This is a genomic window from Aminobacter sp. SR38, assembly GCF_014843375.1.
Lineage (GTDB): Bacteria > Pseudomonadota > Alphaproteobacteria > Rhizobiales > Rhizobiaceae > Aminobacter > Aminobacter ciceronei.
The window spans coordinates 1,435,273-1,454,411 of record NZ_CP062112.1 but is presented as its reverse complement, the minus strand read 5'-3'; the positions used below and the strand labels follow the sequence as shown (position 1 = coordinate 1,454,411).

The 19,139-nt window shown below is 63.8% G+C and carries 18 protein-coding genes and 1 pseudogene; 9 read left to right on the top strand and 10 right to left on the bottom strand.

Going from position 1 to position 19,139, the window contains the following annotated elements:
- Positions 1-241: 241 nt before the first annotated feature.
- From betB to betI, 5 genes are read right to left on the bottom strand one after another with little or no spacing between them, the layout of a single operon-like run.
- The gene (gene betB / locus IG197_RS07170; protein WP_192317942.1) at positions 242-1,705 is read right to left on the bottom strand and encodes a betaine-aldehyde dehydrogenase; all 1,464 of its coding nucleotides are present in this window, start codon (positions 1,703-1,705) and stop codon (positions 242-244) included.
- A gap of 53 nt (positions 1,706-1,758) precedes the next feature.
- Positions 1,759-3,411 carry a choline dehydrogenase gene (betA, locus tag IG197_RS07165; RefSeq protein WP_192317940.1) on the bottom strand — a complete coding sequence of 551 codons (1,653 nt, stop codon included), beginning with the start codon at positions 3,409-3,411 and terminating at the stop codon, positions 1,759-1,761.
- Positions 3,404-4,402 carry a threonine/serine dehydratase gene (locus IG197_RS07160; protein WP_371746516.1) on the bottom strand — a complete coding sequence of 333 codons (999 nt, stop codon included), beginning with the start codon at positions 4,400-4,402 and terminating at the stop codon, positions 3,404-3,406. The genes betA and IG197_RS07160 overlap by 8 nt, the downstream gene beginning before the upstream one ends.
- Positions 4,402-5,931 (bottom strand): choline-sulfatase, encoded by a 1,530-nt coding sequence (gene betC, locus IG197_RS07155; RefSeq protein ID WP_192317936.1) that lies wholly within the window; start codon positions 5,929-5,931, stop codon positions 4,402-4,404. Before betC ends, IG197_RS07160 begins: the two co-directional genes overlap by 1 nt.
- Complete coding sequence (betI, locus tag IG197_RS07150) at positions 5,928-6,518, bottom strand: transcriptional regulator BetI (RefSeq protein ID WP_192317934.1); 591 nt, start codon at positions 6,516-6,518, stop codon at positions 5,928-5,930. Before betI ends, betC begins: the two co-directional genes overlap by 4 nt.
- 201 nt (positions 6,519-6,719) lie before the next feature.
- On the opposite strand from betI, the gene IG197_RS07145 reads away from it, so the two are divergent.
- The 4 genes from IG197_RS07145 (at position 6,720) to IG197_RS07130 (ending at position 10,224) form a co-directional block, all read left to right on the top strand.
- Positions 6,720-7,883 carry an acetyl-CoA acetyltransferase gene (locus tag IG197_RS07145; protein WP_154384976.1) on the top strand — a complete coding sequence of 388 codons (1,164 nt, stop codon included), beginning with the start codon at positions 6,720-6,722 and terminating at the stop codon, positions 7,881-7,883.
- Positions 7,880-8,611: an SDR family NAD(P)-dependent oxidoreductase gene (locus IG197_RS07140; protein ID WP_067964392.1), complete on the top strand. Its 732-nt coding sequence runs from the start codon at positions 7,880-7,882 to the stop codon at positions 8,609-8,611. Before IG197_RS07145 ends, IG197_RS07140 begins: the two co-directional genes overlap by 4 nt.
- A gap of 72 nt (positions 8,612-8,683) precedes the next feature.
- Positions 8,684-9,688 (top strand): asparaginase, encoded by a 1,005-nt coding sequence (locus IG197_RS07135; protein ID WP_192317933.1) that lies wholly within the window; start codon positions 8,684-8,686, stop codon positions 9,686-9,688.
- 65 nt (positions 9,689-9,753) lie between these two features.
- Complete coding sequence (locus tag IG197_RS07130) at positions 9,754-10,224, top strand: GreA/GreB family elongation factor (RefSeq protein ID WP_067964388.1); 471 nt, start codon at positions 9,754-9,756, stop codon at positions 10,222-10,224.
- On the opposite strand, the gene IG197_RS07125 is transcribed toward IG197_RS07130, so the two are convergent.
- Both IG197_RS07125 and IG197_RS07120 read right to left on the bottom strand, forming a co-directional pair.
- A complete protein-coding gene (locus tag IG197_RS07125; protein WP_192317931.1) occupies positions 10,221-10,607 on the bottom strand; it encodes a type II toxin-antitoxin system death-on-curing family toxin in 387 nt (128 codons plus the stop codon). The two genes, IG197_RS07130 and IG197_RS07125, sit on opposite strands and share 4 nt — an antisense overlap.
- Entirely contained in the window at positions 10,604-10,834 is a 231-nt protein-coding gene (locus IG197_RS07120) for an AbrB/MazE/SpoVT family DNA-binding domain-containing protein (protein WP_067964384.1), read from the bottom strand. The genes IG197_RS07125 and IG197_RS07120 overlap by 4 nt, the downstream gene beginning before the upstream one ends.
- Positions 10,835-10,991: 157 nt before the next feature.
- Between IG197_RS07120 and IG197_RS07115 the strand changes: the two genes are divergently transcribed.
- Positions 10,992-12,548 (top strand): helicase HerA-like C-terminal domain-containing protein, encoded by a 1,557-nt coding sequence (locus tag IG197_RS07115; protein WP_067964382.1) that lies wholly within the window; start codon positions 10,992-10,994, stop codon positions 12,546-12,548.
- Positions 12,549-12,712: 164 nt separating this feature from the next.
- Here IG197_RS07115 and IG197_RS07110 read toward each other — a convergent pair whose 3' ends face one another.
- The 3 genes and pseudogenes from IG197_RS07110 to IG197_RS07100 form a co-directional block, all read right to left on the bottom strand.
- Positions 12,713-14,083: an IS1182 family transposase gene (locus IG197_RS07110; RefSeq protein WP_185910139.1), complete on the bottom strand. Its 1,371-nt coding sequence runs from the start codon at positions 14,081-14,083 to the stop codon at positions 12,713-12,715.
- Positions 14,084-14,187: 104 nt separating this feature from the next.
- A pseudogene (locus IG197_RS07105) lies at positions 14,188-14,929 on the bottom strand (L,D-transpeptidase).
- Positions 14,930-15,107: 178 nt separating this feature from the next.
- Positions 15,108-15,770, bottom strand: coding sequence for a haloacid dehalogenase type II (locus IG197_RS07100; RefSeq protein ID WP_067964378.1), 663 nt, complete (start codon positions 15,768-15,770; stop codon positions 15,108-15,110).
- Between the two features lie 141 nt (positions 15,771-15,911).
- Between IG197_RS07100 and IG197_RS07095 the strand changes: the two genes are divergently transcribed.
- From IG197_RS07095 to IG197_RS07080, 4 genes are all read left to right on the top strand, one after another.
- A complete protein-coding gene (locus IG197_RS07095) occupies positions 15,912-16,790 on the top strand; it encodes a branched-chain amino acid aminotransferase (protein ID WP_067966913.1) in 879 nt (292 codons plus the stop codon).
- Positions 16,791-16,897: 107 nt separating this feature from the next.
- A complete protein-coding gene (locus tag IG197_RS07090) occupies positions 16,898-17,494 on the top strand; it encodes a superoxide dismutase (RefSeq protein ID WP_192317929.1) in 597 nt (198 codons plus the stop codon).
- 206 nt (positions 17,495-17,700) lie between these two features.
- A complete protein-coding gene (locus IG197_RS07085; RefSeq protein ID WP_067964374.1) occupies positions 17,701-18,138 on the top strand; it encodes a cytochrome c in 438 nt (145 codons plus the stop codon).
- Positions 18,139-18,148: 10 nt separating this feature from the next.
- On the top strand, positions 18,149-19,102 hold the full coding sequence (locus tag IG197_RS07080; RefSeq protein ID WP_192317927.1) for a cytochrome c: 954 nt from the start codon (positions 18,149-18,151) through the stop codon (positions 19,100-19,102).
- The last annotated feature ends 37 nt before the right edge of the window (positions 19,103-19,139 follow it).

Below are 19,139 nucleotides of genomic sequence, written 5' to 3'. Positions count from 1 at the left end.
CGAGGCGGCTTGAGCGCCGCAGTTGTTGCTGGCCCTTGGTCCGCTGCCCCTCATCCCCCTGCCGGGATCTCCCCGTAAACGGGGAGAAGAGGGCTGGCCGCGACGCTGCCGCTTCTTCCTTCTCCCCGTTCACGGGGAGAAGGCGCCCGAAGGGTGGAGGAGGGGCCGCGCCGACACCTCCAAGCATCCCCAATTTTCAGCTCAGCGGCACACCAAGCCAGCCCGGCAACCAGGCCAAGCTTCAGTACGGGCTCGCGACGTCGCCCGTTTCGACATAGACCGTCTTGAGCTGCGAATAGTGCGACAGGGCGGCGAGCGAGTTCTCGCGGCCGATGCCCGATTGCTTGGCGCCGCCGAAGGGGATTTCGACCGGCGTCAGATTGTAGGCGTTGATCCAGCACGTCCCGGCCTTGAGTTCGCCGATGATGCGATGGCCGCGCGCAATGTCCTTGGTGAAGACGCCGGCGGCGAGGCCGAATTCGGTGTCGTTGGCGCGGGCGATGACCTCGTCCTCGCTGTCGAAGGACAGCACGCTCATGACCGGGCCGAATATCTCCTCGCGGGCGATGCGCATGGTGTCCTTCACACCGGTGAACACGGTCGGCTCGACGAAGAAGCCGCCTTCGAAGCCCTGCAGTGAGGGCACCCCACCACCACAACGCAACTCGGCACCTTCGCCTTTGCCGACGCCGATGTAATCGAGAACCTTGTCGTGCTGGGCCTTGCTGACCAGCGGGCCCATCTGCGTCTCGGGGTCGAGCGGGTCGCCGATACGGATCGACTTGGTGCGCTCGACCAGCCGTTCGACGAAACGGTCGTGCAGGCCTTTCTGGACAAAGACGCGGGTGCCGTTGGAGCAGACCTGGCCGGTCGAGTAGAAATTGCCGAGCATCGCGCCGCCGACGGCGTTTTCGAGATCGGCGTCGTCGAAGACGATGATCGGCGACTTGCCGCCGAGCTCCATCGTCGCGTGTTTCATATGCGAGCCGGCGAGCGACAACACCTTCTTGCCCGTCGGCACCGAGCCGGTGAGCGAAATCTTGTCGACGACCGGATGGGCGGCGAGTGCCGCGCCGACATCACCGTAACCCTGGACGACATTGAACAGCCCGTCAGGCAGGCCGGCTTCGGTGTAGATTTCGGCCAGCGCAAGAGCGGACAGGGGCGTGTTCTCAGACGGCTTGAACACCATGGCATTGCCCATGGCGAGCGCGGGTGCCGACTTCCAGCCGGCGATCTGGATCGGGTAGTTCCAGGCGCCGATGCCGACGCAGACGCCGAGCGCCTCGCGCCTGGTGTAGGCGAAGGGGCCGCCGAGATCGACATAGTCGCCGTTGAAGGCAGCGACCGCACCGGCGAAATATTCGAGACAGTCGGCGGCGGAGGCGGCGTCGGCCACCAGCGTTTCCTGGATCGCCTTGCCGGTGTCGAGCGTCTCGATGCGCGACAGCTCCTCATTGCGGGCGCGCAATATGTCGGCGGCACGGCGCAGGATCCGACCCCGCTCGATGGGCTTCAGCCGTGCCCAGGCCGGCTGCGCCTCGCGCGCGGCCTCGATCGCCAGCTCGACGATGTTGGGTGTTGCCGACCTGAGCTCGGCAATGATCTCGCCGGTTGCCGGATAGATGACCGGGATCGATGCTCCACGCTCGTCGTCGATGTAGCGGCCGTTGACATAATGCGAGGCTTTGGGCTGGGCGCGCATGCGTTTGCTCCAGTTGTCTATTCGATGGTCCGGTGGGTAGGCCGGATGATGCTTTATCTGTCGGAGACCTGCCAGCGCGGATTGATCCACGGCTCCTGGTTCGACGGGGCGAGCGGTGTCCGCCCCAATATGTGGTCGGACGCCTTTTCGCCAGTCATGATCGACGGGCTGTTGAGGTTGCCATTGGTGACGCGCGGGAAGATCGAGGAGTCGGCAACGCGCAGGCTGTCCACGCCGATCACCCGGCACTCGGGATCGACGACGCTGGTCGGGTCGTCGGCGCGGCCCATGCGGCAGGTGCCACAAGGGTGGTAGGCGCTTTCAGAATGCTCGCGGATGAAGGCGTCGAGTTGCTCGTCCGACTGCACATGGCTGCCGGGCGATATCTCCTTGCCGCGGAACGGGTCGAAGGCGGCCTGGCCGAAGATCTCGCGGGTGAGGCGGATGCAGTGGCGGAAGTCTTCCCAGTCGTCGGGATGCGACATGTAGTTGAAGCGGATCTCCGGCTTGTCCCGCGGGTCGTTTGAGCGAAGCGTGATCGCGCCGCGCGACTTCGACCGCATCGGCCCGACATGGGCCTGGAAGCCATGCGACTTGGCCGCCGCCTTGCCGTCATAACGTACGGCCGCCGGCAGGAAGTGGAACTGGATGTCTGGGTAGTCGACGCCTGATTTCGAGCGCACAAAGGCTGCGGCTTCGAAATGGTTGGTGGCGCCGAGGCCGGTCTTGAACAGCAGCCACTCCGCGCCGATCAGCGCCTTGGAGAACGGGTTGAAGACCGAGTGCAGGGTAATCGGCTGGGTCGCCTCCTGCTGGATGTAGAGCTCCATGTGGTCCTGGAGATTCTGGCCGACGCCGCGCCTGTCGGCGACAACTGCTATGCCGTGCTTCTTGAGATGCTCGGCCGGTCCGATGCCCGACAGCATCAGCAGTTTCGGCGAGTTGATGGAGGAGGCGGCGACGATCACCTCACGTCGTGCCTTAACGACCTGAATCTTCCTGCGCGTCTCGATCTCGACGCCGGTGGCACGTTGGTTCTCGATCACCACGCGCCGGGCGAAGCCATTGACGATACGGACATTTCCGCGTTTCAGCGCCGGCCTGAGATAGGCATTGGCGACCGACCAGCGGCGCCCGCCATGGATGGTCTGCTCCATCGCGCCAAAGCCTTCCTGCTTGGCGCCATTATAGTCTTCGGTCAGCTCGAAACCGGCCTGGCGGCCGGCCTCGACGAAGGCCTGGTAGAGCGGGTTCTTGCGCGGCCCACGCTGCACGTTGAGCGGACCCGAGGTGCCGCGCCAGCCTTCCTCGCCGCCATTCGAATGCTCCATGCGCTTGAAGTAGGGCAGCACGTCGGCATACCCCCAGCCGGTGGCGCCCTGTTCTGCCCAGTGATCGAAGTCGTGGGCATGGCCGCGGACATAGACCATGCCGTTGATCGAGGACGAGCCGCCGAGAACCTTTCCGCGTGGGGTGGCGAGAACGCGGCCGCCGAGATGCGGCTCGGGCTCGCTGGCAAAGCCCCAGTCGTAGCGGCTCATATTGAGCGGGATCGACAGTGCCGACGGCATCTGGATCAGCGGGCCGAAATCGGTGCCGCCATATTCGATGACGATGACGGAGTGCTTGCCGTCTTCCGACAGGCGATAGGCCATGGCCGAGCCGGCCGAGCCGGAGCCGACGATTACGTAATCTGCTTCAAGCATTGTTCACATGAACCAAAAAATCGGCGAGCGAGACGTTGCCGCCGGTTGCGACGACGAGCACGGTCTTGCCGGCCACGTCGACCTTTCCTCCCAGAAGTGCCGCCAGCGACGAGGCGCCCGACGGCTCGAGCACGAGTTTCAACCGCTCGAAGGCCGTGGTCATCGCGCGGCGGACAGAGGCATCGTCGACGGTTAGCGCGCGAACATTGGTGGTCGTGATGGCGGCAAAGGGCGCTTCGCCCGGCCGGCGCGCCATCAGGCCGTCGCAGATCGATTTCTCCGCCAGCGGCACGGCGGAAAGCGCGCCATTGGCGAGCGATGCGCCCAGCCCGTTGAAGCCCTCGGGCTCCACGGCGAACACTTCGGTCGACGGTGAAAGGTGATGGAAGGCCAAAGCCACGCCGCCGATCAGCCCGCCGCCGCCGACGGGGCAGAGCACGATGTCGGCGACCACACCCCTTGCTGCCAGTTGGTCGAGCGCTTCGAGGCCGGCGCCGGCCTGGCCGGCGACGATCTCGGGATCGTCGAACGGGTGAAGCAGGACGAGCCCTTCCGTCTCGGAGATTTCGCGTGCCCTGGCGGCAGCGACCTCTTCGCGGGCGCGGTTGCCATGGTCGGTCAGGACCACGCGCGCGCCATAGGCCTTGGTCGCCTCGCGTTTGGCGGCGGGAGCGTCGATGGGCATGACGATGGTGACGGGAATGCCGAGCGACTGGCCGGCCGCGGCAAGGCCCTGGGCGAAATTGCCGGAGGAGAAGGCGACAACGCCGCGTCTGGCTTCTTCAGGCGAAAGCTGCTTCAGCCGCCAATAGGCGCCGCGCGCCTTGAACGAACCGGACCATTGCAGCGACTCCGCCTTGACGAAGACACGCGCAGCACCAGTCTCACGGGCCAGGACGGCGGATTCGAGCAGCGGCGTCAACTGCGTCGCCTGCGACGTCTCGGCATAGGCTTCTCGCAGCCGGTCGAGACCTGGAACTTCGGTGCTCATCATTCACCCCTCGGGAAACGCTTGCTCTCTTCGAGCACGTTGAGGTCCATGTGATTGCGCATGTAGCGCTCCGACGCTTTCTGCAGCGGCTGGAAATCCCATGGGTAGTAGGCGCCGTTGCGCAGCGCGGGGTAGATCACCCAGCGCCGCGCCTGGCTCTCGCGCACGGCGGCGTCGAAGCCCGCCATGTCCCAGCGGGCTCGGACTTTTGCCATGAAGTCGGTGACCAGATCGGCATAAGCGGGGTCAACTGCGAGGTTGCGCAGTTCGCCGGCATCCGATTCCAGATCAAACAGCTGCGGCGGGTCGATCTCGCAGTGGACGAACTTGAAGCGGCCGTCGCGGATGGCGACCAGCGGCGCATAGGAGCCTTCGGCGGCGTATTCCATGAGCACCGGCGCGTTGCGCTGTTCGCCGCGCGCCAATGGCAGCAAAGACTGCCCGTCGGTCCAGGGCGCGACAGCGGAGAGGTCGATGCCGGCGAGGTCGCACAGCGTCGGCAGCACGTCGAGATTGGAGGTCGGTTCGGCGATCAGGCCCGCCGGCAGGCCCTTGCCCGCGACCATCAGGGGGACACGCGCCGAGCCTTCGTAGAAGCACATCTTGAACCACAGGCCGCGCTCTCCGAGCATGTCGCCGTGGTCGGAGCAGAACAGGATGACCGTGTCGTCGAGCATGCGCGTGCGCTCGAGCACCGACAGCAGCTCGCCAACCTTGTCGTCGACATAGGAGATGTTGGCGAAATAGCCGCGACGCGAGCGGCGCACCTGCTCCGGAGTGATGTCGAAGCTGGCATAGTCGCTGGCGAGGTAGAGGCGCTGCGAATGCGGGTCCTGCTGGTCCTCGGGGATGAAGCCGACCTCGGGGTCGAGGGCGGGGCAGCCCTCATAGAGGTCCCAATACTGGCGGCGCGCGACATAGGGGTCGTGTGGATGGGTGAAGGAGACGGTGAGGCACCAGGGACGGCGCTCGGCCTGATCGGAGACGCGGGCGAAATCGTAGAGCTTCTGGGCAGCCAGGAAAGCGACCTCGTCGTCATACTCCATCTGGTTGGAAATTTCGGCAGTGCCAGCACCGGTGACCGAGCCGAGATTGTGGTACCACCAGTCGATGCGTTCGCCCGGCTTGCGATAGTCCGGCGTCCAGCCGAAATCGGCCGGATAGATGTCGGTCGTCAGCCGCTCCTCGAAACCGTGCATCTGGTCCGGGCCGACGAAATGCATCTTGCCCGACAGCACGGTGTGGTAGCCGGCACCGCGCAGGTGATGCGCAAAGGTCGGGACCGACGAGGTGAATTCGGCGGCGTTGTCATAGACGCCGGTGCGCGATGGCAACTGCCCGGACATGAAGGCGGCGCGGCCCGGCGCGCAGAGCGGCGAGGCGGTGTAGTTGTTGCGGAAACGTGCCGAGCGCGCAGCGAGCGCCTTGAGCTGCGGGGTGTGCAGGAAGTCGGCTGGACCGTCGGGGAAGAACGTCCCGGCCAACTGGTCGACCATGACGATGAGGATGTTGGGCTGCCTGGTCTTCATGCGTTGCCCGCCTGCGAGAGCTTGGTTTCGAGGTAGTCCTCGACCAGTGCAATGGCCGAGGCGGCATTGGGAATTCCCTCCCGCAACGCCCGGCGAATGTAGAGACCGTCGATCAGCGCCGCTGTCGCCTCGGCGACGCGCTCAGCCTCATGGCGTTGCAGGAGCTGGGTCAGGCCACTCATCAGATTCGAATGCAGGCGATGGGCGTAGACACGCAGCAGCCGGCGCAGCGCCGGCGATTTCTGCGCCTCGACATAGAAGGCAAGCCAGGCGGCGATCGTCTCCGACCGGAACTGCTTGTCGGAGAAGTTGACCGCGATGACGGCGGAGACGCGGGCGCGCGCCGTCTCTGCCTGTCGAAGTGCGGCGGTCGTGTCGATCAGCAGTTCGGACAGAAGGTGCCGCATGGTCGCGGCAAGCAGTTCGTCCTTGGCGCCGAAATAGTGATGGGCAAGCGCGGAGGAGACGCCGGCGCGTCCGGCGATCTCCGACATGGTCACGTCCAGGTTGCCGCGCTCGCCGATCGCCGAGATCGTCGCGTCGATCAGCGCCTTGCGGCGCAGCGGCTCCATTCCGACTTTGGGCATGCGGGATCCTCCAGTGGCCAAAGTATTTTTAATTGACTCGTCAATCAATAAAAATCACGGCGCATGTCGTCTCGAATGCGTCATGGAACCCCCATCTGGACCATTGAATGTTGTCGAAAACTGTTCATATTTGAACGGAATTGAAGGGCGTTGGAATCGCCCGCCAAATGGCGCAACATACCAATGACGATGGAGACGAAGATGACCGCATGCATCGTGGGCTGGGCGCATTCGCGTTTCGGCAAGCTGGAAGGCGAGACGCTGGAAAGCCTGATCACGCAGGTTGCCACCGAGGCGCTGGCGCATGCGGGCGTCGGGCCGGAAGATGTCGACGAGATCGTGCTCGGCCATTTCAATGCCGGCTTCTCCGCCCAGGATTTCACCGCGAGCCTTGTGCTGCAGGCCGACGACCGCCTGCGTTTCAAGCCGGCGACGCGTGTCGAAAATGCCTGCGCTACCGGCTCTGCCGCCGTGCGCCAGGGCATCCGTGCCGTCAATGCCGGCCAGCGCATCGTGCTGGTGGTCGGCGCCGAACAGATGACCACGACACCGGGACCGGAGATCGGCAAGAACCTGTTACGCGCCTCCTATCTGCCCGAGGATGGCGACACCCCGGCTGGCTTTGCCGGCGTCTTCGGCAAGATCGCCCAGGCCTATTTCCAGCGTTATGGCGACCAGTCCGATGCGCTGGCGATGATCGCTGCCAAGAACCACAAGAACGGCGTCGAAAACCCGTACGCCCAGATGCGCAAGGATTTCGGCTTCGACTTCTGCCGCCAAGAGAGCGAGAAGAACCCGTTTGTCGCCGGCCCGCTGAAGCGCACCGACTGCTCTCTCGTCTCCGACGGTGCGGCAGCCCTGGTGCTGACCGATGCGACCACGGCGCTGAAGATGAAGCGTGCGATTGCTTTCCGCGCCAACGAGCATGTGCAGGACTTCCTGCCGATGTCGAAGCGCGATATCCTGCAGTTCGAAGGTTGCGAGCTGGCCTGGAACCAGGCGTTGAAGGCGGCGGGCGTTTCGCTCGACGACCTGTCCTTCGTCGAGACGCATGACTGCTTCACCATCGCCGAGCTGATCGAATATGAGGCCATGGGGCTTGCGCCGCGCGGCGAGGGTGCCCGCGTGGTCATGGAGGGCATCACCGCTAGGGATGGCCGCCTGCCGGTCAATCCCTCGGGTGGTCTCAAGGCCAAGGGGCATCCGATCGGTGCGACCGGCGTGTCGATGCATGTCTTGACCGCGATGCAGCTTGCCGGCGAGGCCGGCGGCATCCAGGTCAAGGACGCCAGGCTCGGCGGCATCTTCAACATGGGGGGTGCCGCGGTCGCCAACTACGTGTCGATCCTGGACCGCATTAGATGAGGCATTCGGCCGTCGTCATCGGCGGTGCGTCGGGCATCGGCCTTGCCGTGGCCGAGCGCCTGGTATCAGATGGATGGCCGGTGGCAATGATCGATGGCGATGCGGCAGCCCTTGCCGCTGCCGCAGACGCAATCGACAATGACGATGTCCTCTTTATCGAGGCCGACCCGACAGACGAGGACAATGTCGCCGAAGCGTTCGACCAGGTGGTCGACAGCCTTGGTCTCATTGGCGGACTGGTGGCGGTGGCCGGCTTCGACCGGCATGCAAGTGCCGAAGACACCAGTGCTGAAATGTTGCGCGAAGCGCTCGACGTCAATCTGGTCGGGCCGTTCATCGCCGCCCATGCCGCGCTCGAGCGGATGGGGGCGTCCCTGTCCATCGTCAATGTCGGTTCGGTCGCCGGCCTGCGCGCGCATCGCGGCAGGCTCGCCGTCGCCGCCTCGCAGGCCGGGCTGAAGCTGATGTCCGAGGTGCTGGCGCTGGAGGTCGGCAATCGTGGCGTTCGTGTCAACGCCGTCGCAGCCGGGCCGACCGAGATCGAAGCGGATGGCAATGGCAGCGGGATCGCGCCGCGGCTGATGCCGCAGGGCCGTTATGCCGAGCCCGAGGAGATCGCCGCCGCGGTTGCCTTCCTGCTGTCGCCGGAAGCAAGTTATGTCAACGGTCATACGCTCGCAGTGGATGGCGGATTCCTCGCCGCCGCGCTATCGGGTGACAAGGCATGATGCTGCACGGCTAGTCGGGCAGGCGTCACGCCCGGCAAAAATCGTCCGCTAGCGCATGAAGGCACGTTGAAAATGGCAAATCCGGTTCTTGTCGAGGTGCTGCGCGGCGACCTCGTTGAAAGCGTGCATCGTGGTGCGGTGGTCGTCGTCGACGGCGACGGCAAGCAGGTCTGGGCCATGGGCGATGCGCAGCAACAGGTCTTCCCGCGCTCGGCGGTCAAGGCGATCCAGGCGCTGCCTTTCGTCGAAAGTGGCACGGCCGATGCATATGGCTTCGGCGATCGTGAACTGGCGCTGGCCTGTTCCTCGCATTCCGGCGAAGTCGCCCATGCCGAGCTTGCCAATGCCATGCTCGCCAAGGCCGGCCTCGACGTCGATGCGCTCGAATGCGGCGCGCACTGGCCGTCCAATCACGGCGCCACCATCGCGCTGGCCCGCAGCGGCGCCTCGCCAAGTGCGCTGCACAACAATTGCTCGGGCAAGCATTCCGCCTTCGTCTGCACCTGCCGCCACCTCGGCATCGCGCATCAGGGTTATGTCAGGCCCGAGCATCGTTTCCAGGAGATGGTTCGCGAGACGATGGAAGCGGTAACAGGAGCCCGGCACGACGAGGCCAATCGCGGCATTGACGGCTGTTCGATCCCGACCTTTGCCGTGCCACTGCAAAACCTTGCCTTGGGGTTCGCGCGCATGGTCACCGGCAATGGTCTCGGCGCGGACCGGGCAGTGGCTGCACGCCGATTGATGTCGGCCTGCATGAGCGAACCTTTTCTGGTCGCTGGAACCGACAGGGCCGATACGGAGTTGATGCAGACTGCACCCGGACGGATCTTCGTCAAGGTCGGCGCCGAAGGCGTGTTTTGCGCGGCCGTGCCCGAACTTGGGCTCGGCATTGCGTTGAAATGCGACGACGGCGCCGGCAGGGCGGCCGAGGTCATGATCGCGGCGGCTCTGGCCAGGCTTCTGGCCGCTGACGAAGCGCTGTCCGGCACCATGAAAAAGGCTGCCAATCCTGTGCTCAAGAACTGGAACGGCATTCAAGTTGCGTCACTTCGGCCCAGCGCTGCATTCGGCTGAGGACGCAATGGGCGGGTCAGCGTGGCTGGCTTGTTATCCATGCAGCGAACACCTAGGTTCGGTTGATGAGCAGAGCTTTTACCCGCGAAGACGATAGCGAAAACGTAATCGCCGACATTGGCGAGCGGCCGGTCAGCGCGTCGCGAAACCTGGTCACAGAGCAAGGCCTCGCCCATATCGAAGCCCAGCTCGCCAGCCTGCGTGAAGATCTGGCCAAGGCCGAGGCCGATGCCGACCGCGAGCGCATTGCGACCGTGTCGCGCGACCTGCGCTATTGGCAGTCGCGCCGCGAGACGGCAGAGGTGTCCGTTCCCGAGCCTGACAGCACGGTCGTCCGCTTCGGCATGAAGGTTGTCATCGAGGACGACAAGGGCAAGCGCAACGTCTGGCAGATCGTCGGCGAAGACGAGGCCGACGCCGCCAAGGGCCGCATCTCGCATGCCTCGCCGATGGCAGTCGCACTGTTCGGCAAATCCGTTGGCGACCTCGCCTCGGTCAACGGCCATGAATGGGAAATCGTCGAACTGGGCAGCTAGCTTTCGACAGGAACCGTGTGGTCGCGGAAGAATGCGGTGGCGCCGGCTTCATCGATTTCGCCGGCTGCGACCATGAGCACGAACTGGATAACGTCCTGTTGCGATGCCTCGACGCTCAAGCCATTGAAAAACAGAAACAAGTCCGCTGCGGCAAATGCCGTGCGCTTGTTGCCGTCGACAAAGGGATGGTTATTGGCGATGCCGAACAGATAGGCCGCTGCCAGTTCGCATCGGTCCGGTGTGCCGTAAGCGACCTTTTGCAGCGGGCGCGCCAGCGCCGACTCCAGCATGTCCTCTGATCGAACGCCCGGTGCGCCACCGTGCAGGCGCAGCTGTTCGGCATGCAGCGCCTCGACGAATTGACGCGAGTGGAACTCGGTCATTTCGCCAGTGCGCGATAGGCAACCTCGTACTTCTTCATCCGTTCGCGCGCGATCTTCATCTTGCGCTCGAATTCCTCTGGGTCGTCCTGTGCCGGGCTGAGGCGCAATTCGTTGCCGTCTTCGGTGAGAACCAGCGTGTCGCCAGCCCTCAGATTGTGCCGCTCCAGCACCTCCTTCGGCAGGATCACGCCTTCCGAGTTTCCGATCTTGCGCACTGTCACATTCATGGCCAAGTCTCCATGTTATAACTTATGTATAACATGCCGACTCGCCGGAGCCAAGCCCCGGCCGGAACCAAGCCATTGTCGCTTGCGTAGACCGCCACTATACCTTGCGGGTGGCCGCAGCTGCGGTCGGAAAATAGCATTGCCGGAGACAACGCCCATGGCGCAGGACGACAGCATATTCATTGGTGCCAGCCGCAAGCCGGACGATAGCTATCAACGACCCGAAGAATTGCTGTTGAAATACGGCAATCGCCACGGCCTGGTTACAGGCGCGACCGGCACCGGCAAGACGGTGACGCTGCAAATCCTTGCCGAAGGTTTCTCCAATGCCGGCGTTCCGGTGTTCTGCGCCGACATCAAGGGTGACCTGTCGGGCATCTCGATGATCGGCGAGGCCAAGGATTTTCTCACTGCCCGCGCCGAGGCGATCAAGCTCGACCCATATGAGTTCCAGGAATTCCCTGTCATCTTCTGGGACCTGTTCGGCGAACAGGGGCATCCCATCCGCGCGACCATTTCCGAAATGGGCCCGCTGCTTTTGTCGCGGCTGATGAACCTGACGGAGGCGCAGGAAGGCGTGCTCAACATCGCTTTCCGCATTGCCGACGAGGAAGGCCTGCTGCTGCTCGACATGAAGGACCTGCAGTCGCTCTTGGCCAACATCGCCGATCGGGCCGACGAAATCGGTACCCGCTACGGCAATATCACCAAGCCTTCTGTCGGCGCGATCCAGCGGTCGCTGCTGGTGCTCGAGCAGCAGGGCGGCAACCACTTCTTCGGTGAGCCGGCGCTGAAGATCGCCGACATCATGCGCACGACGCGCGACGGCCGCGGCGCGATCAACGTGCTGGCCGCCGACAAGCTGATGATGAACCCCAGGCTTTATGCCACCTTCCTGCTCTGGCTGCTGTCGGAGCTGTTCGAGGTGCTGCCCGAGGTCGGCGATCCCGACAAGCCGAAGCTGGTGTTCTTCTTCGACGAAGCCCACCTTCTGTTCGATGAGGCACCCAAGATCGTCGTCGACCGGGTCGAGCAGGTCGTGCGCCTGATCCGCTCCAAGGGCGTCGGCGTCTATTTCGTCACCCAGAACCCGCTCGACGTCCCCGAAACCGTGCTCGCCCAGCTCGGCAACCGTGTCCAGCATGCGCTGCGCGCCTACACGCCGCGCGAGCAGAAGGCGGTAAAGACCGCTGCCGATACCTTCCGTCCGAACCCCGACTTCAACTGCGCCACCGCCATCACCCAGCTCGGCACCGGCGAGGCGTTGGTCTCGACGCTCGAGGCCAAGGGTGTGCCGTCCATGGTGCAGCGGACGCTGATCCGGCCGCCGGCATCGCGGCTCGGGCCGATCACGCCGCAAGAGCGCCAGAAGCTGATCAACGAAAGCCCTGTCGCCGGACAGTACGACCAGACGGTCGACCGCGAATCGGCCTTCGAGATGCTGCAGAAGAAAGCGCTCGAGGCGCAAAAGGCCCAGGAGCAGGCGCAGCAGCAGGCGAATACCGGCGGCGGCAGCGGCTGGACCATTCCGGGCTTTGGCAATGATGCGCCGGCGCCCAGTGGTCGCAACACCGGCAATGCGCCCAGGCCACGAACCTCGAACCGGCAGACGGTGACGGAAGCTGCGCTGAAGTCGGTCGTGCGCTCCGTCGGCTCGTCGGTCGGCCGTGCGCTGGTGCGCGGCATTCTGGGCAGCCTGAAGAAGGGCTTTTGAAACACCCTGAGGCTCCAAAGAAAAACGGCGCGTCAATGACGCGCCGTCAGACTGCTGACAAACCCCGTCGAATTTCGGCGGGGTTTTGTTTTGTGGGTTGATTGAGCTTTTTTGGATTGATGTCGGGGGGCAGATGCCAAGGCCGTTGCGAGCCGGCTTTGGCCTCATGCGAGGCTTGGTTTTGGCTTTGGCCAGAGGCTGATTGCGATCTTTTTCATGTTCTGGGCGGCGGCTGCGATCAGGCACTGGCAGGCGACGCGTGTTCGCCCTCGGAAGCGGGCATAGCGATGGCCGAAGAGCTGCTTGGCATCGGCGAAGGATCGCTCGACCGTCTCCTTGCGGCGTCGATAGATCGCCTTGCCCCATGCGGTTAAGCGGTTGGCATCGACCCGCTCGCGGACATCCTGCCAGACATGGCGCGTGATGGTGCGCTCGGCCTTGGCGTTTGATGTGCAAGACGCCAGCAGCGGACAGTTGCGGCAGATCGTCGGGTCGCTCCTGTAGTGGCGATAACCGCCGCGATCGGTGGTGGCGTAAGTGAGCAACTGGCCCTGCGGGCAACGATAGCCGTCAAGGTCCGGCTCATGGACGAAAGCGCCCTTCCTCATCTTGCCAGGCTTTGGCCGGGGCGGGTTGCGATAGCCGACGACACCGTGGATGTTCCTGTCCTCCAGGCCCTTGGCGATGCCTGGCGTGGCATAGCCGGCATCCAGCCCCGCCGCCGTGACGTCGAAGCCGAAACGCTCCACCTGGCGGTCGAGCCGGTCGAGATAGACGATCGAGTCATGCACGTTGGCCGGCGTGGCAAACGTGTCGGTGATGATGCCGAAGCCGCCATCCACCGTGCGGTGATCGAGATAAAAGAAGCCCTTCGGCTTGCCCTCGCGCACCATATAGCCAGCCTCAGGATCGGTGCGCGAGACCTTCGTCTCTTTCACCGCAGGCTGCCGCTCCTGCTCCTTCAGCGCCTTCTGGCCGTGCAACGCCCGTTCGGCATCGATCGCCCGGTCGAGCTCGCCCCAGTAGTCGGCACGCGACTTGGCGACCATGGCAAGGTCGTACTTGCCCTTGTTGGCATTGGCCTTCAGGTGCGTGCTGTCGGTGTAGAGCACCGTGCCGTCGACCAAGCCTGCCCCGATCGCCTGCTCGACAATGCGGTCGAAGATCGCCTGCGCGATCGTCTCGTCCTGGTAGCGCCGGCGTCGGTTCTGCGACAATGTCGAGGCGTCGAACACCTTGTCCGTCAGCTTCAGCCGCAGGAACCACCGGTAGGCGACATTGACCTCGATCTCTCGCACCAATTGCCGCTCCGAGCGCACCCCGAACAGGTAGCCGATGAACAGCGCCTTGAACATCAAGGTCGGATCAAGTGGCGGGCGACCATTGTCGGCGCAGTAAAGCGGCGCTGTCAGATCGTGGATGAACGAGAAATCGATAACACCATCGATCTTGCGCAGAAGGTGATCAACTGGAACCAGTTGATCGAGCGTGACGATCTCAAGTGCGGTTTGTTCAGGGCCGGCTCGCTTCAACATCACCCACTGAATCACAAACCCCCAACTCTCGCCAGGGGTTTGTCAGCAGTCTGACGGCGCGTCAATGACGCGCCGTTTTTCGTTGATGGGCAGCCCTGGGCTGGTCAGGCCATGCCGAGGCCGTTGGTGACCAGGATCGGCGTCTTGGACGGCACGCGGTCGTAGAGATCGATGATGTCCTGGTTCATCAGGCGCACGCAGCCCGACGACACCGACTTGCCGATCGTCCACCATTCCGGCGAACCATGGACGCGGTAGAGCGTATCTTCGTTGTTCTGGAAGATGTAGAGCGCACGGGCGCCGAGAGGGTTGTTGAGCCCCGGGGCCATGCCGCCATTGCGGACGCTGTACTTCTCGAGTTCCGGCTGGCGGCCGATCATGTCGTCCGGCGGCGTCCACTTCGGCCACTTGCGCTTCCACTGGATGACGGCGCGGCCCTGCCAGGTCAAAGCCGGCGCGGCCCAGACCGACGCCGTAGCGGATCGCCTGGCCGTTTTCGCGCACGAGATAGAGGAAGTGGGTCGAGGTATCGACGACCAGCGTGCCGGGACGTTCGCCGGTCGGATCGGCGACGATCTGGCGAAGGAACTGGGGCTTCACCTTTTTGACCGGAATGCCGGGAACCTCATAGCCCTCGTCGCTGACCGGGCCATACATGTTGACGTAGTCGCCAAAGGCCGGATCGATGGTCGGCGTCGGCGGGACGATCTGAGGCGCTTGCACGAACTGGCCGCCGCCGCTGACGGTCGAGCAGGCCGAAAGCGCTGCCGTGGCAGCACCCGCGGCCGCCAGATTGAGAAAGCCGCGCCTCGTCAGAGGGCGGGATGAATCATGTGATATGGGCATGGCTGCGATCTAGGAGTCCAGTTCGAAAGAAATGGTGAATTCAAGGAAACGGTCGCGTTCCCTTAACGCTCACGGAGATAGGCAGGTCAAAATCAGACCTTAGGGTGGACAAAGCATGGCAACGATGTGACGCGCCAATCACTGTTGCGTTATGGCAACATGCCTGACCTATGGTTAGCTAACCAATTGTAACTAAACCTTCCAGCGACGGCAGGATCAGGGATGGTGGCAAGTCGCGGTACTCGTCCGGCTGGTCGGCGCGGTTGATCCAGACGGTACGGCAGCCGAATTTGGCGGCACCCGCAATGTCCCATCGATTGGACGACTGGAACGATATCGCTTCGGGATAGAGGCGCCAGCTGCTGGCCACCAGATCATACACCGACTGGTCCGTCTTGAAGCGGCGCACACTGTCGACGGAGAAGATCTCGTCCAGGATGAGGTCGAGCCCGGCAGAACGGGTGGCTGCCTCGAGCATGGCGGGCGAACCATTGGACAGGATCGCCAGCCGGGCGCCATTGTCCTTCAGGTTGCGCAGGACGGCAGGGACCTCCGGATAGCAATCGAGCCGCCAATAGGCGTCGAGCAGCTTGCTGCGCATCGCCGGATCGACCGAGGGCACCTTGCGGAAGGCGAAGTCGAGCGCCTGTTCGGTGAGCTGCCAGAAGTCGAGATAGGCGCCCATCAGGGTGCGGACCCAGGAATATTCGAGCTGCTTGGCCCGCCAGATCTCGGACAGCAGCTGGCCGTCCGGGCCGATGTCGGCGGCATGGCGGCGAACGGCGGCGTGCACGTCGAACAGCGTGCCATAGGCGTCGAATATGTAGGCGGCGTGGCGCATGCCTGTGGTTTTCCAACGGCTTGGCGGCGAGCGCAAGCACAACTATCGGCTGGCTCCAACATTTAGGCCTGCTGCCGGTTGACGGGGCCGGCCAAAGCCTTTTCGATGCCCGACACCAACAAGATGCGACGGGAAAAGACCATGACGCTCGCTGCGGCTGCACAATCCACGACCTGGACCTATGTCGACGGCGATTGGCACGAGGGCAATGTCGCGCTCATCGGCCCGCGCAGCCACGCCATGTGGCTTGGGTCCAGCGTCTTCGACGGCGGCCGCTGGTTCGAGGGCGTGGCGCCCGATCTTGAAGCGCATTCGCGGCGGGTCAACTCCTCGGCGATCGCGCTCGGTCTGAAGCCGACGATGAGCCCGGAGCAGATCGTCGGGCTGACCTGGGACGGGCTCAAGAAATTCGACGGCAAGACGGCGGTTTACATCAGGCCGATGTATTGGGCCGAGCATGGCGGCTACATGGGTGTCCCGGCGGACCCGTCTTCGACGCGGTTCTGCCTCTGCCTCTACGAATCACCGATGCTGCCGCCGACCGGATTTTCGATCGGCCTGTCGCCATTTCGCCGCCCTAGCATGGAAACGATGCCGACCAACGCCAAGGCCGGCTGCCTTTATCCGAACAACGGCCGCGCCATCCTCGATGCCAAGATGCGCGGTTTCGACAATGCGCTGGTGCTCGACATGCTGGGCAACGTCGCCGAGACCGGATCGTCGAACATCTTCCTGGTCAAGAACGGCCAGGTGTTCACCCCGGCGCCGAATGGAACTTTCTTGTCCGGAATCACCCGCAGCCGGACAATGTCGTTGCTTGCCGAGAGCGGCCACACCGTTATCGAGAAGACGCTTTCGGTGCGCGAATTCCTCGAAGCCGACGAGATTTTCTCGACCGGAAACCATTCCAAGGTCGTTCCGGTGACGCGCATCGAAGACCGAAATCTGCAGCCGGGACCGGTAGCAAAAAAGTCTCGCGAGCTATATTGGGAGTGGGCTCACTCTACCGGCAAGGCCTGAGTGCAGCGAAGAAAAAACAGTGCCTCTCATCTGTTTCCAAGATGACGACGACCTATCTGTAGGCGGCATAGTCATGCCGCGAAATTGCCAGCAAGGGAGTATGATCCATGGCTTTTGAATTGCCCGAATTGCCCTACGACTACGAGGCGCTGCAGCCCTTCATGTCGAAGGAGACGCTCGAGTACCATCACGACAAGCACCACAAGGCCTATGTCGACAACGGCAACAAGCTGGCTGCCGAAGCGGGCATGGACAAGCTGTCGCTGGAAGAGGTGGTGAAGCAGTCGTTCGGCAAGAACGCCGGCCTGTTCAACAACGCCGCCCAGCACTACAACCACGTCCACTTCTGGAAGTGGATGAAGAAGGGCGGCGGCGGCAACAAGCTGCCGGGCGCACTGCAGAAGGCCGTCGATGCCAATCTCGGCGGTTACGACAAGTTCAAGGCCGACTTCATCGCTGCCGGCACCACGCAGTTCGGCTCGGGCTGGGCCTGGCTGTCGGTCAAGGATGGCAAGCTCGCCATCTCCAAGACCCCGAACGGCGAGAACCCGCTGGTTCACGGCGCGACCCCGATCCTCGGCGTCGACGTCTGGGAGCACTCCTACTACATCGACTATCGCAATGCCCGTCCGAAGTATCTCGAGGCATTCGTCGACAGCCTGATCAACTGGGACTACGTGCTCGAGCTCTACGAAAAGGCCTGAGCCGCAGACTCGCCCGGTCGCATCCCCTGATGTGACCGGTGACCGGCCGACGCATCTGAAACCCCGGCAACCGCCGGGGTTTTTGCGTTTGGGTGGAAATGTTCGAAAAACTCTAACAGTCACGGAAGCGTGAAGAGAATTTCAGGACGAATTCGGCCAGTTTCGCCGTTGGCCCTAGGCAGCTGTTGCAACCGAGAGAGGACCTGATGAAAAAGATTGTGTTTGCCGTCGCAGCGCTCGCGCTCGCCACCACCGCAGCATTTGCCGATGTGATTGCTGACCGCCAGGCAGTGATGAAGGAAAATGCGAAGCAAGTCGGCACACTGGTGAAGATGGTGAAGGGCGAGGCGCCGTTCGATGCGGCGGCTGTCGTCGCCGCCCTGACCGCGCTCAACGACAACGTCCAGAAGATCGACGTGGCAGCGTCGTTCCCCGCCGGCAGCGACAAGGGCGACACCACCGCCTCGCCCAAGATCTGGGAAGACCTGGCCGGCTTCCAGGCCCAGGTCGACAAGTTCAAGGAAGTCACTGCCGCCGCAGTCGCCAGCCCGGCTGCGGATCTGGATGCGTTGAAGGCGCAGGTCGGCACCATCGGCCAGACCTGCGGCACCTGCCACGAGGCGTTCCGCGTGAAGAAGGGCTGACCCCTCGCGGATGGCTGTTTTCAGGAAAATCGCAGTTGCGGCTCTGGCGCTTGGCGGCGCCGGGGCCGCAATTTTCTGGTGGCTGACGGTGCCGGAGAGGCTGGCGCCTGACATGTTGGCTGCCTTGGGAACTGGCGACACCGGCCGCGGCCAGCGCATATTCGACGCCGGCGGTTGCGCCTCGTGTCACGCCAGGCCGAAATCCGAAGGCGACGCGCGGCTGCAACTCGCCGGCGGCGTCGAGCTCAAGACGCAGTTCGGCACCTTCGTCGCGCCGAACATTTCTTCCGATCCCAATGACGGCATCGGCGCATGGTCGCTCGAAGACTTCGCCAATGCGATGCTGAAAGGCGTGTCGCGCGAGGGCCAGCATCTCTATCCGGCATTTCCCTATGCCTCCTACGCCCGCATGAAGCCGGCCGACGTCGCCGACCTCTACGCCTTCCTGAAGACGCTGCCGGCGGTTGAGGGCAGGGCGCCTGATCACGAGCTTGGCTTCCCCTTCAACATCCGGCGCGGGCTGGGACTGTGGAAACAGCTCTATCTCAGCGATCAGCCGGTGGTCGCCTTTGCCGAGGGCACGCCCGACAAGGTGCTGCATGGGCGTGACCTGGTCGAGGGTGCCGGCCATTGCGGCGAATGCCACACGCCGCGCAGCCTTGCCGGCGGCACCGAAAAGGGCCAGTGGCTGGCCGGCGCCAGGGCAGCCGAAGGCGACGGCGTCGTGCCCAACATCACGCCCGAAGGCAAGGACATCAGCGGCTGGTCCGAAGCCGATATCGCCGGCTATCTCGAAACCGGCTTCACGCCGGAGTTCGATTCCGTGGGCGGCACCATGGTCGAGGTGCAGAAGAACATGGCGAGACTGACTGCCGCCGACCGGGAGGCGATCGCCGCCTATCTCAAGGCGATCCCGCCACAGGCCAACGGTTACCCGGCGCAGCAGCCGAAGCCCGCGGGTTGAGCCCCACCGGCGGCCAGAGGCCGCCGGTCTCTCCATC

Excerpts from the sequence above, each read along its gene's own strand:
- betB (WP_192317942.1), bottom strand. The coding sequence starts at position 1,705 with ATGCGCGCCCAGCCCAAAGCCTCGCATTATGTCAACGGCCGCTACATC.
- betA (WP_192317940.1), bottom strand. The coding sequence starts at position 3,411 with ATGCTTGAAGCAGATTACGTAATCGTCGGCTCCGGCTCGGCCGGCTCG.
- IG197_RS07160 (WP_371746516.1), bottom strand. The coding sequence starts at position 4,402 with ATGAGCACCGAAGTTCCAGGTCTCGACCGGCTGCGAGAAGCCTATGCC.
- betC (WP_192317936.1), bottom strand. The coding sequence starts at position 5,931 with ATGAAGACCAGGCAGCCCAACATCCTCATCGTCATGGTCGACCAGTTG.
- betI (WP_192317934.1), bottom strand. The coding sequence starts at position 6,518 with ATGCCCAAAGTCGGAATGGAGCCGCTGCGCCGCAAGGCGCTGATCGAC.
- IG197_RS07145 (WP_154384976.1), top strand. The coding sequence starts at position 6,720 with ATGACCGCATGCATCGTGGGCTGGGCGCATTCGCGTTTCGGCAAGCTG.
- IG197_RS07140 (WP_067964392.1), top strand. The coding sequence starts at position 7,880 with ATGAGGCATTCGGCCGTCGTCATCGGCGGTGCGTCGGGCATCGGCCTT.
- IG197_RS07135 (WP_192317933.1), top strand. The coding sequence starts at position 8,684 with ATGGCAAATCCGGTTCTTGTCGAGGTGCTGCGCGGCGACCTCGTTGAA.
- IG197_RS07130 (WP_067964388.1), top strand. The coding sequence starts at position 9,754 with ATGAGCAGAGCTTTTACCCGCGAAGACGATAGCGAAAACGTAATCGCC.
- IG197_RS07125 (WP_192317931.1), bottom strand. The coding sequence starts at position 10,607 with ATGACCGAGTTCCACTCGCGTCAATTCGTCGAGGCGCTGCATGCCGAA.
- IG197_RS07120 (WP_067964384.1), bottom strand. The coding sequence starts at position 10,834 with ATGAATGTGACAGTGCGCAAGATCGGAAACTCGGAAGGCGTGATCCTG.
- IG197_RS07115 (WP_067964382.1), top strand. The coding sequence starts at position 10,992 with ATGGCGCAGGACGACAGCATATTCATTGGTGCCAGCCGCAAGCCGGAC.
- IG197_RS07110 (WP_185910139.1), bottom strand. The coding sequence starts at position 14,083 with ATGTTGAAGCGAGCCGGCCCTGAACAAACCGCACTTGAGATCGTCACG.
- IG197_RS07100 (WP_067964378.1), bottom strand. The coding sequence starts at position 15,770 with ATGCGCCACGCCGCCTACATATTCGACGCCTATGGCACGCTGTTCGAC.
- IG197_RS07095 (WP_067966913.1), top strand. The coding sequence starts at position 15,912 with ATGACGCTCGCTGCGGCTGCACAATCCACGACCTGGACCTATGTCGAC.
- IG197_RS07090 (WP_192317929.1), top strand. The coding sequence starts at position 16,898 with ATGGCTTTTGAATTGCCCGAATTGCCCTACGACTACGAGGCGCTGCAG.
- IG197_RS07085 (WP_067964374.1), top strand. The coding sequence starts at position 17,701 with ATGAAAAAGATTGTGTTTGCCGTCGCAGCGCTCGCGCTCGCCACCACC.
- IG197_RS07080 (WP_192317927.1), top strand. The coding sequence starts at position 18,149 with ATGGCTGTTTTCAGGAAAATCGCAGTTGCGGCTCTGGCGCTTGGCGGC.